The following is a 13,765-nucleotide window of genomic DNA, read 5'->3' as shown; positions in this document are numbered from 1 at the left end:
CGCCGTGCGCGCGATGTGCGCAGCGCGGCCCGCAGGATCAGCGCATGCCGGGCATCATGCCCTTCATGCCGCGCATCATCTTTTGCAGATTGCCGCCCTTCAACTTCTTCATCATGGTGCGCATCTGGTCGTACTGGTTGAGCATGCGATTCACTTCCTGAACCTGCACGCCCGCGCCCGCCGCGATGCGGCGCTTGCGCGTGGCCTTGATGAGTTCGGGCTTGGCTCGCTCGGCGGGCGTCATCGAGTTGATGATGCCTTCCATGCGGCGCATCTGCTTCTCGGCCTGGCCCATGTCGGCACCCGAGGCGGCCTGCTGGAACTGGGCGGGCAGCTTGTCCATGAGCGACGACAGGCCGCCCATGTTCTTCATCTGCGAGAGCTGCGCGCGGAAGTCGTTGAGGTCGAAGTCGCCGCCCTTCTTGACCTTGTCGGCGAGCTTTTGCGCGGCCTGCACGTCCACGCCGCGCTGCGCTTCCTCGACGAGCGCGAGAATGTCGCCCATGCCGAGAATACGGTTCGCCATGCGGTCCGGGTGGAACACCTCGAGGCCGTCGAGCTTTTCTGCGACGCCGACGAACTTGATCGGCTTGCCCGTGATGTGGCGCACGGAGAGCGCCGCGCCACCGCGCGAGTCGCCGTCGAGCTTGGTGAGCACGACACCGGTGAGCGGCAGGGCGTCGTTGAACGCCTTCGCGGTATTGACCGCGTCCTGGCCGAGCATCGCGTCGACCACGAAGAGCGTTTCAGCCGGCTTGAGCGACGCGTGCAGCGCGGTGATCTCGTTCATCATCGCCTCGTCGATACCGAGGCGGCCGGCCGTGTCGACGAGCAGCACGTCGTGATAGTGGCGCTTGGCCCAGTCGACCGCGGCGGCGGCGATCTCGACGGGCTTCTGGTCCGGCTGCGAGGGGAAGAAGTCGGCGCCGACCTGTTCCGTCACCGTCTTCAACTGCGCGATGGCGGCAGGGCGGTAGACGTCGCACGAAACGGTGAGGACCTTCTTCTTGTACTTCTCGCGCAGGAGCTTGGCGAGCTTGCCGACCGTGGTGGTCTTACCCGCGCCCTGCAGACCCGCCATGAGGATGACGGCAGGCGGTGTGACGGCGAGATCGAGTTCGGCAGCCTTGCCTTCGTAGTCGCCGCCGATCACGGCGGTCAGCTCGCGCTGCACCACGCCGACGAGCGCCTGGCCCGGCGACAGGCTGGCGATCACTTCCTCGCCGAGCGCCTTCTCCTTCACCTTGGCGATGAATTCGCGCACGACGGGCAGCGCCACGTCCGCTTCGAGCAGGGCGAGACGCACCTCGCGCAGCATTTCCTGCGTATTGGCTTCGGTCAGCCGGGCTTCGCCGCGCAGCGTCTTGACGACGCGCGCCATCCGTTGAGTGAGATTGTCGAGCATGGGGAGGCTGTGAGCAGTGCGGCCCGGCCCGCGCGCGCCAAATGGGAAAGCGCCGCGTTTCGTCGCGCTTCTGAGTGTTTGCCGCGCGGCCAGGGGGCCTATAGTAAACTTCGAACATGGATATTGTACTGTATGCCCTCACCGTGCTCCTGTACGGCGGATTGTGCGCCGCCGACTGGCGTGCGCTGCGCCGCGCGGGCACCGCGCCGCTCCTTGGCAGCGTGCCGCCCGTTCCGGTGACGCTCGGCGCGGGCGTGGATGGTGACGCCCTGCGCGCGCGCAACTTCGGCCCGCTTTCGCGCGCGCTGCTCTTCGTCGCGCTCGCCGCACACGGCGTGCTGCTGCACATGACGATCTTCCCCGCCAACGAAATGGTGTTCGGCTTCGCCTTCGCGTTGTCGGCCATGTTCTGGCTCGGCGCCGGCATCTACTGGATCGAGAGCTTTTTCTTTGCGCTCGACGGCCTGCGTCTTTTGCTGCTGCCGTTGGCCGCAGTCGCGTCGATCCTGCCGCTCGTGTTCGGCGGCGTGCGCGTGCTGCCCTATGCGGCCGCGCCGATGTTCAAGCTGCACTTCGTCATTGCGAACGTCGCCTATGGGCTCTTTGCGATCGCCGCGTTGCACGCCGTGCTGATGCTCGCCGTCGAGCGCCGGCTGCATGCGCTCAAGGGCGCCGGCTTCCAGCGCAACGCGAGCAATCGCGGCGGTGGCTGGCTCTCGAACTGGATCGAGACGTTGCCGCCGCTCCTGACGATGGAGAAGCTGCTGTTCCGCCTGATCGGCGCGGGCTTCGTGTTGCTCACGGCCACGCTTGCTTCCGGCATCGTGTTCAGCGAGCAATTGATCGACAGGCCGCTCTCGCTCGATCACAAGACCGTTTTCGCGATCCTTTCGTGGCTGATGTTCGGCGCGCTGCTCACCGCGCGCCAGATTTCCGGCTGGCGCGGACGCGCCGCGCTACGCTGGGTGATCGCGTCGTTCATCGCCTTGCTGCTTGCTTATGTGGGCAGCCGTTTCGTCTTCGAGGTGCTGCTGCACCGCCCTGTGGTTTGAGTCGCTTGAGTCGCGTGTTCCGATGAGACAGATTTTTCTCCTCGTGCTGCTGTTCGTGGTCGGACAGTGGTTCGTCAAGGCTCTGCGCCGAGCGCAGACGCAAGCTCGTCCCGGTGCTCAACCCGGGCAGGGTCCACAGCCGGGGCAGGGCGCCGCGCGCACCGCCAATGGCGGCGCGAGCGCGAGCGGCAAGGCCGCGCTGCCCGAGCCGATGGTTCGCTGCGCCGAATGCGGGGTGCATGCACCGCGCAGTGAATCGGTGAACGTCGGTACGCGCTCGTTCTGCAGTTCCGAGCACGCGCGCGCCTACGACGCGCGCACCACGGCCCAGAATCGTCCCGCACGATGAGCGCTGCTGCATCGCCAGAAATACCAGGATTGCGCGCGTACGAAGTCGATGCGCAAGGCTGGGTGCCGGGCGCACGCCGCCTGCCATCGCCCAACTTCGAGGCGCGTCCGCAAGGCGCCGTGCCGACGCTCATCGTCGTCCACAACATCAGCCTGCCGCCCAACGTATTCGGCGGCCCCGAGATCGCCGATCTGTTCCTCAACCGCCTCGACTGCGACGCGCATCCGTACTTCGACGCCAACCTGCGCGGCGTGCGCGTCTCGGCGCACTTCGTCATTCATCGCGATGGCGCGCTCGAGCAGTTCGTCTCGTGCGACGAGCGCGCGTGGCACGCGGGCGCATCGAGCTTCTTCGGGCGCGAGCGTTGCAACGATTTCGCCATCGGCATCGAACTGGAAGGCAGCGATACGACGGCATTCGAGGCGGCGCAATACGCCACGCTCGCGGCGCTCGTGAAGGCGCTCGCCGCGCACTATCCGATCGAGGCGCTGGCCGGCCATTCAGACATCGCCCCTGGGCGCAAGACCGATCCCGGCCCACACTTCGACTGGGCACGCCTCAAACACGATACGCAGCTCGCCGACGCCAGCTTCCCCTATATCCAGGGGCGCGATGCGCACGACGCGGCGTCGTGACACGTTCGAACGCGGGCTAATTCCTCTCTCGGCTGCACAAGAAATAAGCACCTCTCGCGCGCAAACGCAGGGTCTTTGCGCGCTCCTCGCAGACCACTCGAAAGCGCATTGGCCGGTAAGGCCCGCGCTGCTTGGCTTGCGGTCTTGTCAAGATAGGACCAGCAAAAAAAGCCGTTTGATCGCCTTGTTTCTTCCACTATACTTTGTACCCGAAACAAGGCTTCACACCATATGTTGTGTTGTACCGCGGCGCCCCGCTTCACGAGCACGGCGCCGCGCGCGTTACCAGCATAGAAAAAACAGAAACTTTGTACGGTGCCGTCGGCCGAGAGAACCGGCGCACCGGCTGTAATCGAGAGAGAAGGTACAGCCAATGATCGCGACATCCACGATGAAGACCGAAGCAGTCCGTGATTCATCTGCCTTGTCGCATCCGGCAGCCTCGCCAGGCTGGACTTTTTTCTCTGCCCGATCGATCGCGCACACGGGGGCGCGGCGTCGGCGTCCGTACTAATCCGCGAACTCTCTTCGCACCTTTCCAGGACCCAGGAGCTTTGCACATGCAAACGACCGATAACGTCTCGACCCGGTATGAAAGCGCGAGCGCCGCGCACACGCTGGGTGGCCAGCCGCAGGAAGGCCAGACGAGCGCGCAGCAGTTCGCCGACCACAAGGTGATTCGCCGCAACGGTAGCGTGGTGTCGTTCGAACCTTCGAAAGTCGCGATCGCGATGACGAAGGCCTTCCTCGCCGTGAACGGCGGCCAGGGCGCGGCTTCGGCGCGCGTTCGCGAACTCGTCGAACAGCTCACGCAGAACGTCGTGCGCGCACTCGTGCGCAGCCGTCCGAACGGCGGCACGTTCCATATCGAAGACATCCAGGATCAGGTCGAACTCGCGCTGATGCGCGGTGGCGAGCACAACGTCGCGCGCGCCTATGTCCTGTATCGCGAGAAGCGCAACCAGGAGCGCGCGCACGCGCCGGAAACGGCAGCGCCCGCAGCGCCTGGCATCAACGTCACGGACAACGGCGTGACGCGCCCGCTCGACATGCAAGCACTGCGCGCGCTGATCGTGTCGTCGTGCGAGGGTCTGGGCGACGCGGTCAACGCTGACCCGATCGTCGCGGAAACGGTGAAGAATCTGTACGACGGCGTGCCGATGACCCAGGTCTACGACTCGGCCATCCTCGCTGCACGCACGATGATCGAAAAGGACCCGGCCTATAGCCAGGCGACCTCGCGCATCCTGCTGCACACGATCCGTCGCGAAATTCTCGAAGAGGAAGTAACGCAATCCGAAATGGCCGTGCGTTACGCGGACTACTTCCCGCAGTTCATCAAGCGCGGCGTCGAAGCCGGGCTGCTCGACGACAAGCTCCAGCAGTTCGACCTGAAGCGCCTCGGCAACGCGCTCGACGCTGGCCGCGACCTGCAGTTCGGCTACCTCGGCCTGCAGACGCTCTACGACCGCTACTTCCTGCACGTGCACGGCACGCGCATCGAAATGCCTCAGGCATTTTTCATGCGCGTCGCGATGGGCCTCTCGCTCAACGAGATCGACCGCGAAGCGCGCGCGATCGAGTTCTACAACGTGCTCTCGTCGTTCGACTTCATGTCGTCCACGCCCACGCTGTTCAACTCGGGCACGCACCGCTCGCAGCTCTCGTCGTGCTATCTCACGACGGTTGCCGACGACCTCGACGGCATCTACGAAGCGCTCAAGGACAACGCGCTGCTCTCGAAGTTTGCTGGCGGTCTGGGCAACGACTGGACGCGCGTGCGCGCGCTCGGTTCGCACATCAAGGGCACCAACGGCAAGTCGCAGGGCGTCGTTCCCTTCCTGAAGGTGGTCAACGACACGGCAGTCGCCGTGAACCAGGGCGGCAAGCGCAAGGGCGCGGTGTGCGCATACCTGGAATCGTGGCACCTCGACATCGAAGAATTCCTCGAGCTGCGCAAGAACACCGGCGACGACCGCCGCCGCACCCACGACATGAACACGGCGAACTGGATTCCCGACCTGTTCATGAAGCGCGTGATGGAAGGCGGCGACTGGACGCTCTTCTCGCCCTCGACCTGCCCGGATCTGCACGACAAGTTCGGCGCCGAGTTCGAACAGGCTTACACGGCTTACGAAGAGAAGGTCGCGCGCGGCGAGATCAAGCTGTTCAAGAAGCTGCCGGCCGCGCAACTGTGGCGCAAGATGCTCGGCATGCTGTTTGAAACGGGTCATCCGTGGATCACGTTCAAGGATCCGTGCAACATCCGTTCGCCGCAGCAGCACGTGGGCGTCGTCCACTCGTCGAACCTGTGCACGGAAATCACGCTGAACACGAGCGACAGCGAAATCGCCGTGTGTAACCTGGGCTCGGTGAACCTGGTTGCGCACATGGTCGAACAGGCCGACGGCACGTTCGCACTCGACCACGACAAGCTCAAGCGCACCATCAGCGTGGCGATGCGCATGCTCGACAACGTCATCGACATCAACTACTACGCGGTGTCGAAGGCGCGCAACTCGAACCTGAAGCACCGTCCGGTGGGCATGGGCATCATGGGCTTCCAGGACTGCCTGCACGTTCTGCGCACGCCGTTTGCTTCACAAGAGGCCGTGGAGTTCGCCGACCGCTCGATGGAAGCCGTCTGCTACTACGCGTACTGGGCGTCGACGGAGCTGGCAGCCGAGCGCGGCCGCTACTCGACCTACCGTGGCTCGCTGTGGGATCGCGGCATCCTCCCGCAAGACACGCTCAAGCTGCTGGCCGACGCGCGTGGCGGCTACGTCGAAGTCGACTCGAGCGAAACGATGGACTGGACGTCGCTGCGCGAGCGCATCGCAGAGCACGGCATGCGCAATTCGAACTGCATCGCGATCGCACCGACCGCAACCATCTCGAACATCATCGGCGTGTCGCCTTGCATCGAACCGACGTTCCAGAACCTCTACGTGAAGTCGAACCTCTCGGGCGAATTCACGGTGGTGAACGACTACCTCGTTCGCGACCTGAAGTCGCGCGGCCTGTGGGACGAAGTCATGGTCGCCGACCTGAAGTACTTCGACGGCATGCTCTCGCGCATCGACCGCGTGCCGCCTGATCTACGCGCTGTGTATGCAACGGCGTTCGAAGTCGATCCGACGTGGCTCGTCGAAGCGGCTTCGCGTCGCCAGAAGTGGATCGACCAGGCGCAGTCGCTGAACATCTTCATGGCGGGCGCATCGGGTAAGAAGCTCGACGAGATCTACAAGCTCGCCTGGGTGCGCGGTCTGAAGACCACGTACTACCTGCGCACGATGGCGGCGACGCACGTCGAGAAGTCGACGGTTGCGCACGGCGCGCTCAACGCCGTGCCGACGGGCGGCGAAGGTGGCGGCAATGCAGGTGGTGCGTTCGGCGGCGCATCGGGTGGCGCATTCGGCGGTGCAGCAGGGTCGACCACGATGCAGGCTGCACCGGAAGCTGCAGTCGAAGCCGCGCCGGAAGCAGACGGTCCGGTGTGCATGATGCGTCCCGGTGATCCTGGCTTCGAAGAGTGCGAGGCTTGCCAGTAAAGCTGGCTGCGCATGATGCGTGCGGTGCAGCGCCGCGCGCATCACGCGAGGAAAGAAGCATCGGTAGTAAACAGTAGTTGGTCGTAGCGAGATGTAACAACGAAAGAGGCGCGCGCAATGCGCGCCGACTCTCCCGGCAACTCGCACCCCGCGTGTTGCAGTACGCGAAAGAGGCAACAGGAAGGAATCCCTGGAGTTTCGCGCAGGGACAAGACTAAAGGCCGCGCGAGCTTCTAGCGCCGCGCGCGGCAAGCAGTGAGCGGCGAGTGAAAACGCACTTGCAGCGCGAGTGAGAAGCGCGCGGCGAACACCGTCTTTCACACACGCTCTCGATGTCGCGAAGACCTTCGAAGCACATCGCACATGCGAAGTGAGCACGACGAAGCAGTGCGCTCTACGCAGTGCTCATGCGATGCAATCGACACGATGCGATAACAAAGTGTTGTATCGAGGTCGCAACGCGAATCGAAAACAGGATTTTTCGTGTGCGAACCCTTTTATCGCTCACGAAAAGATGGTACAAACCGATCTAAATTGATGGTGACATTTATGCTCAACTGGGATGACGAGATCACGGCCGTAACTCCGTCGAGCGGTGCGCAGCAAAACGCAATGCGCAACCCCGCGGGTCAGGCTGTCCAGGCTGCCGAGATGCAGTTTGGTCTGCGTTCCGCTCCTCAGGCTTCCACGGCGACCAACATCTTCGCCAGCGACTTCGCCGTCGCACCGCCGCCGCAAGCACCGGTCTCGACCGAAGCGCGCGTGAATGTCGCCGACAAGCGCATCATCAACGGCCAGACCGACGTGAATCAGTTGGTCCCGTTCAAGTACAAGTGGGCTTGGGAAAAATACCTGGCGGGCTGCGCGAACCACTGGATGCCGCAGGAAATCAACATGTCCCGCGACATCGCCCTGTGGAAGGACCCGAACGGTCTGACCGAGGACGAGCGCCGTATCGTCAAGCGTAACCTCGGCTTCTTCGTGACGGCCGACTCACTCGCCGCGAACAACATCGTGCTCGGCACCTACCGGCACATCACGGCGCCCGAATGCCGCCAGTTCCTGCTGCGCCAGGCGTTCGAAGAGGCGATCCACACGCACGCCTACCAGTACATCGTCGAGTCGCTGGGGCTGGACGAAAGCGAGATCTTCAACGCGTACCACGAGGTCAAGTCGATCCGCGACAAGGACGAGTTCCTGATCCCGTTCATCCAGACGCTGACCGATCCGTCGTTCAAGACCGGCACGCTCGAAGCCGACCAGAATCTGCTCAAGTCGCTCATCGTGTTCGCCTGCATCATGGAAGGCCTGTTCTTCTATGTGGGCTTCACGCAAATTCTGGCGCTCGGCCGCCAGAACAAGATGACCGGCGCCGCGGAGCAGTACCAGTACATCCTGCGCGACGAGTCGATGCACTGCAACTTCGGCATCGACCTCATCAACCAGATCAAGCTTGAGAACCCGCACCTGTGGACCCCGGCGTTCCGTGCGGAGATCACCGAACTGTTCAAACATGCGGTCGACCTCGAGTACCGCTATGCTGAAGACACCATGCCGCGCGGCGTGCTGGGTCTGAACGCATCGATGTTCAAGAGCTATCTGCGCTTCATCTGCAACCGCCGTTGCCAGCAGATCGGTCTCGATCAGCTGTTCCCGAACGAAGAGAATCCGTTCCCGTGGATGAGCGAGATGATCGACTTGAAGAAGGAACGCAACTTCTTCGAGACGCGCGTGATCGAATATCAGACGGGCGGTGCGCTGTCCTGGGAATAACCCGGGCGCACTGCGGTAACAAGTCTTTTGGGGTTGCCGGAGGCGGCGCGCGAGCCGCCTCGACCGGCATGATGATTAGGAGCAGGAACGCCTGATGCAAAGCATGCCCGGAGCCAGGTTGGCTCACCGACGTGACAGGCACTTTGCGAACCCTTCAGAGGGATGGGCAAACTTCCCCCCGGAAAAGCGCGCTGGCTATGTAGCCGCCGCTTTCAACGAACGTTGCCCGGTGTCGGTAGCCGACGCCGGAATGACTTGGCGCGCTGAGCCTCGTGGCACGGCGCGCCTTACCGCATTCATTAGCGTAAGCGCGCGGGATCAGCGTACGCCGATGAATAGCCCGCTTCGCAGCGTGCGCCGTGAGAAGCGTTCGCGGGAAGCGGGTTTTGACGAAGGGTGTAGTTTGAACTGACTCTCATCTGAACCTGAAGGAGAAAAAAAATGGCTACTGCCAAGAAGAAACCGGCGGCTAAGAAGGCCGCAGTGAAGAAGGTTGCAGCGAAGAAGGCAGCTCCGGCGAAGAAGGCCGCAGCGAAGAAGGTCGCGGTCAAGAAGGTCGCAGCCAAGAAAGTCGCCGTGAAGAAGGTTGCTGCGAAGAAGGCAGCACCGGCGAAGAAGGCCGCAGCGAAGAAGGTTGCAGCCAAGAAAGTCGCCGTGAAGAAGGTTGCTGCGAAGAAGGCAGCACCGGCGAAGAAGGCCGCAGCGAAGAAGGTTGCAGCCAAGAAAGTCGCCGTGAAGAAGGTTGCTGCGAAGAAGGCAGCGCCGGCGAAGAAGGCTGCGGCCAAGAAGGTCGCTGCGAAGAAGGTTGCAGCCAAGAAGGCGCCTGCGAAGAAGGCTGCTGCCAAGAAGGCTGCGCCTGCGAAGAAGGCTGCCGCCAAGAAGGCTGCCAAGAAGGCGCCTGCGAAGGCCGCTGCCGCACCTGCTGCCCCTGCTGCGCAACCGTCCGCGCCCGCAGCAACGGTCAAGACTGCCCTGAATCCGGCCGCAGCATGGCCGTTCCCGACCGGCAGCCGTCCGTAAGCAGTCCGAGACGAAGCGCGCAGGCTACATCGTTCGCGCGCTTCGTTGGCCGGGCCGGGCGGCATTGTGCGCAAGGCTCGATCCCAATCCCGTCGCTGGGTTGTCCGCGGCGGGATTTTTTTCGTCTGGACTTCATAATAATTGACGTTGGGGGTGAGAGGTCACGCTCATGCCGCGCGCGGACATGAAAAAAGGCGCATGCACAGGGGAGCACATGCGCCTGAGGTTCCGCATCCGGCGCGAGGCGCCGCTGCGGTACAGGGGAAAGCTTTAGTGCGTGACGCGCGTCACACCACCGCTCGATAGCAGCCGCACGCGGTCGCCCGCGTTGAAGACTTCGCCGGTCGCCGTCTGCGTGATCGCTCGGTAGTCGCCGTTGTCGAGGCGCACGGTGATCTCGAGGCCGTCGCGCATGGCTACGCCGTTCTCGACCGCGTTGCCGGCCACAGCGCCCGCAATGCCGCCGATGATGCCGGTGACGATCGAGCCCGTGCCGCCGCCGATCTGACTGCCAGCCACCGCGCCGAGCGCGCCGCCGCCGATCGCGCCAAGGCCGCTAGGCTGGCCGTTGTTCGAGCTGATCTTCACCGCGCGCACGGATTCGACCGTGGCCATGCGCACTGTTTGCTCGCGTTGCGCCTGCGAGGCCGTGTACACATCGGCGGAACTGCTGTTATAGGCGCAGCCCGACATCGCGAGCGACCCCGCGATCATGGCTGCAACAATCAGACGACTTGTTATTTTCATTCCCGTAGCTCCAATGGGCGCCGTTCGTGTGCGGCGCCCGCGTTCAGTTCGGCAGTTCGTAGCCGAATGCCTCCTTGAACCGTTCGTTGATCTGCGCCCGCGTGGGCGCATAGTTCTGCGGACCGAGATGCTCGATCTTGAGCGCACCCATCAGGCTCGCGAGACGCCCCGTGGTTGCCCAGTCGAGGCCGTTCTCGATGCCGTAGAGCAGGCCGCCGCGGAAAGCATCGCCGCAACCGGTTGGATCGAGCACCTGAGCGGCCTTGACCGGAGGAATCTCCTCGATCTTGCCGCCGTGGTAGATCTGCGAGCCGTGCTCGCCGCGCGTGATGATCAGCGCGTCGACATGGCTGGCGATTTCATCGAACGACCAGCCGGTGCGATGGCTGACAAGGTTGGCTTCGTAGTCGTTGACCGCTACGTAGGTCGCAAGTTCAATTGCGCGGCGCAAAGACGCACCGTCGAAAAGCGGCAGACCCTGACCCGGATCAAAGATAAACGGCACGCCGGCCTTCGCGAACTGCTCGACGTGCTGAACCATGCCGTCGAAGCCGTCCGGCGCGACGATGCCGAGCTTGATGCCGGGCGCTTCGTCGGCGCGGTTCAAGTGCGATTGCATCATCGCACCCGGGTGGAACGCGGTGATCTGGTTGTTCTCGAGGTCGGTCGTGATCATCGCCTGCGCGGACCAGGTGTCGTCCAGCACACGCACGTGCGCCTTCGAGAGGCCGAGCGTGTCGAGGCGTTCGAGATAGGGGCGCGCGTCGGCCGCACCGAGCGTCGCCATGATGCGCGCGTCGCCGCCGAGCAGATGCAGCGCGTACGCGATATTGCCGGCACAGCCGCCGAACTCGCGGCGCATCGTCGGCACGAGAAAGCTCACGTTCAGGATGTGAACCTGCTCGGGCAGGATGTGCTCCCGAAAGCGACCTTCGAAGGTCATGATGTTGTCGTAGGCGAGCGAGCCACAGATCAGCGTAGCCAAGGCGGGAATTCCTGTAGGGCGTGGTAGGAGAAGGGGCGGCGCACCGGCCTGCGAATCGGTCTGGAATGCAGGCTCTGAGCGTGTGCGCCGCCGCCGGATTACTTCAGCGCGGCGAGTGCGGCGTCGTAGTTCGGTTCGTTCTTGATTTCGCTCACGCGTTCGGCGTGCAGGACGTTGTCGTTTTCGTCGAGCACGACGACGGCGCGCGCGGTCAGGCCGGTGAGCGGGCCGCTCGTCACGTCCACGCCGTAGGCCTGCGCGAAGTCATGGCCGCGGAAGGTCGAGGCGGTGACGACGTTGGCGATGCCTTCGGTCGTGCAAAAGCGCGCCGCGGCGAACGGCAGGTCGCCCGAGATCACGACGACAGCAGTGTTGCTCAGTCCGGCCGCGGCTTCGTTGAACTTGCGCGTGGAGGTGGCGCAGGTCGGCGTGTCGAGGCTCGGCACGATGTTCAGCACCTTGCGCTTGCCGGCGAAATCGGCGAGCGAGACCGGCTTCAGATCCTTGCCGACGAGCGAGAACGCCGGGGCCTTCTGGCCGACGCTCGGGAAGGTGCCGGCGACGTCGATCGGGTTACCGCCTAGCGTGACTTGACTCATGATGTGCTCTCCGGGAATGCATGTTGTGGTGAATGACGCGCCCGCGCGAAGCGGGACGCCGGGAAACGCGCGGGGCACGCCAGTGCGCCCGCGCACAGACGCAAAATCAGGGGTAGAAAATTTCGATGCGGAAGTTTGACGCCACCACATCACCCGTGTCGAGCCGCACGATCATGGTCTGCGTAGTGCGCGCGGGCAGACCGGCTTCGATGGACGTGCCGGGCGTGACGTAATCCTGCGGCCACAGCACGCGCCGCACGACGATGTTGTTCTGCCGGTCGAGCAGCGAGAGCTCGATGGCGGGGTACGCGAGCGCCACATTGAAGCGGTTGCGCAGCGGCACCTTCAGTTCGAGGTGATGCGGCTCGTTGTCGACCTGGCGCAGATCGGACGGCTCGACCAACAGGCCGTCGATGTCACGCGGCGGCAGCACGCGGCAGCCGAGCTGCTCGCATGCCTGCTGATAGAGCGGCTGCGAGTCGGGCCAGTAGACCATCACCGTTTCGCGCTGCCACCACGCGAGCTGCACGACGAGCAGCGCGAGCAACAAGATGGCAATGAGCGTGCCGAGAATGCGCCAGACGAGGCCGCGAGAGCCGCGCGGGCGGGCCGGCGCTTCGCGGGTGACAGCGAATGGCGATGTGCCGTCGTTGGGCGAGAGCGCGCTGAACGCGGGCTCGGGCGCGGCTTCGCCAGTGCGAGGGCCGAGCGCGGGCTCTGGGTCGTTCATGTGAGCCGCAGCCGATGCTTCGTTGGCCGAAAAGGTCGGCTCGGTCGGGCCGCTCGTGCCCAGGTTCGGCTCGCTGCGCGTCCAGCGCGACGCGGGCGGGAAGGGCTCGGTGGCTGCCGGTTGCTGGGGCGGCTGCGCCGGTGCAGCGGTGGCGGCGGCTGGCGCTGCTGCGGGTGCTGCTGGTGCCGCTGGCGCGTGCGGCGCATCGTGCGGCGCGCGCCTAAGCGTCGGTTCGTCGTCGAAAATGATCCGCGACTCGACTCCGGGCGTGACACCGGGCGTGGCGCCCGGGGCAATGCTTGCCCCAGGTAGTTTGTCAGCGTTGTACTTCAGGCTCGGATCGAGCTGGCTGTCCGGGGGCGGAGCCCACGGGTCCCAGGTGCGATTCGTGAAATTGGGTGTGGCGCTCAGTTGCGGAGGGGGCTCCTGCGACGGCACTGCTGCTGCAGGCTGAGTCGCCTGACTGCGCTGAACACCAGGCTGCTGCGAAGTGGGTTGTGACGCGGACTGCGGCGCGAACAGTGAATCGTGCTGTGAGGCGGACTTCGCACCAAAGTGTGAAGCTGGCTCCGATGGCGTCGAGGTCAGGCTGGCCGCGATTTCGGCGGCAACGGGCACAGCGCGCGTGAAGTCGCCGCCTTCGGGCATCTCGAACAAACTGCCCGACGCATCGAACGCTTCCTGACAATGTCCGCAACGCACGAGGCCGCGTCGCACGGCGAGCTGCGTGGGCTGGATGCGGAATACGGTTTCACAGAAGGGGCAGCGCGTTGCCAGAAGCATGTGGACCGAGGATCTAGGTAGACCGGAGGATTGATGATATCCGCATTCTACTGGCAATCCACCGCGGTCTACGACTTCGGTCGTGCCGCTTGGGGCGCGATCAGGCTCGCGTGAGCCTGATCGGAACGCAAGAGAT

Annotated in this window: 12 protein-coding genes; 7 read left to right on the top strand and 5 right to left on the bottom strand. The window is 64.1% G+C overall.

Features of this window, described 5'->3' with window-relative positions; translation table 11 throughout:
• Nucleotides 1–37 precede the first annotated feature (37 nt).
• Nucleotides 38–1,405: a signal recognition particle protein gene (gene ffh / locus L0U83_RS12075; protein ID WP_201700619.1), complete on the bottom strand. Its 1,368-nt coding sequence runs from the start codon at nt 1,403–1,405 to the stop codon at nt 38–40.
• A gap of 116 nt (nt 1,406–1,521) precedes the next feature.
• Between ffh and L0U83_RS12070 the strand changes: the two genes are divergently transcribed.
• From L0U83_RS12070 to L0U83_RS12040, 7 genes are all read left to right on the top strand, one after another.
• A complete protein-coding gene (locus L0U83_RS12070; protein WP_233882935.1) occupies nt 1,522–2,457 on the top strand; it encodes a cytochrome C assembly family protein in 936 nt (311 codons plus the stop codon).
• Between the two features lie 22 nt (nt 2,458–2,479).
• The gene (locus tag L0U83_RS12065; protein ID WP_233882934.1) at nt 2,480–2,806 is read left to right on the top strand and encodes a PP0621 family protein; all 327 of its coding nucleotides are present in this window, start codon (nt 2,480–2,482) and stop codon (nt 2,804–2,806) included.
• A complete protein-coding gene (gene ampD / locus L0U83_RS12060; protein ID WP_233882933.1) occupies nt 2,803–3,441 on the top strand; it encodes a 1,6-anhydro-N-acetylmuramyl-L-alanine amidase AmpD in 639 nt (212 codons plus the stop codon). Before L0U83_RS12065 ends, ampD begins: the two co-directional genes overlap by 4 nt.
• Nucleotides 3,442–4,001: 560 nt before the next feature.
• Entirely contained in the window at nt 4,002–6,992 is a 2,991-nt protein-coding gene (locus L0U83_RS12055; protein WP_233882932.1) for a ribonucleoside-diphosphate reductase subunit alpha, read from the top strand.
• Between the two features lie 549 nt (nt 6,993–7,541).
• On the top strand, nt 7,542–8,765 hold the full coding sequence (locus tag L0U83_RS12050; RefSeq protein WP_233882931.1) for a ribonucleotide-diphosphate reductase subunit beta: 1,224 nt from the start codon (nt 7,542–7,544) through the stop codon (nt 8,763–8,765).
• Between the two features lie 94 nt (nt 8,766–8,859).
• The gene (locus tag L0U83_RS12045; RefSeq protein WP_233882930.1) at nt 8,860–9,177 is read left to right on the top strand and encodes a hypothetical protein; all 318 of its coding nucleotides are present in this window, start codon (nt 8,860–8,862) and stop codon (nt 9,175–9,177) included.
• A gap of 29 nt (nt 9,178–9,206) precedes the next feature.
• Entirely contained in the window at nt 9,207–9,785 is a 579-nt protein-coding gene (locus L0U83_RS12040) for a histone H1-like DNA-binding protein (RefSeq protein WP_069268515.1), read from the top strand.
• Nucleotides 9,786–10,055: 270 nt separating this feature from the next.
• Here the strand turns inward: L0U83_RS12040 and L0U83_RS12035 are convergent, their stop codons facing one another.
• From L0U83_RS12035 to L0U83_RS12020, 4 genes are all read right to left on the bottom strand, one after another.
• Complete coding sequence (locus L0U83_RS12035; RefSeq protein WP_233882929.1) at nt 10,056–10,532, bottom strand: outer membrane lipoprotein; 477 nt, start codon at nt 10,530–10,532, stop codon at nt 10,056–10,058.
• 43 nt (nt 10,533–10,575) lie between these two features.
• The gene (locus L0U83_RS12030; RefSeq protein WP_158758653.1) at nt 10,576–11,517 is read right to left on the bottom strand and encodes a carbohydrate kinase family protein; all 942 of its coding nucleotides are present in this window, start codon (nt 11,515–11,517) and stop codon (nt 10,576–10,578) included.
• 98 nt (nt 11,518–11,615) lie between these two features.
• Nucleotides 11,616–12,116 (bottom strand): thiol peroxidase, encoded by a 501-nt coding sequence (gene tpx / locus L0U83_RS12025; RefSeq protein ID WP_233882928.1) that lies wholly within the window; start codon nt 12,114–12,116, stop codon nt 11,616–11,618.
• A 106-nt stretch (nt 12,117–12,222) separates the two neighbouring features.
• Nucleotides 12,223–13,629 (bottom strand): zinc-ribbon and DUF3426 domain-containing protein, encoded by a 1,407-nt coding sequence (locus L0U83_RS12020; protein WP_233882927.1) that lies wholly within the window; start codon nt 13,627–13,629, stop codon nt 12,223–12,225.
• Between the last annotated feature and the right edge of the window lie 136 nt (nt 13,630–13,765).

It is taken from the genome of Paraburkholderia flagellata (assembly GCF_021390645.1).
GTDB classification, from domain to species: Bacteria; Pseudomonadota; Gammaproteobacteria; order Burkholderiales; family Burkholderiaceae; genus Paraburkholderia; species Paraburkholderia flagellata.
This window is presented reverse-complemented; position numbering and strand designations above follow the sequence as displayed.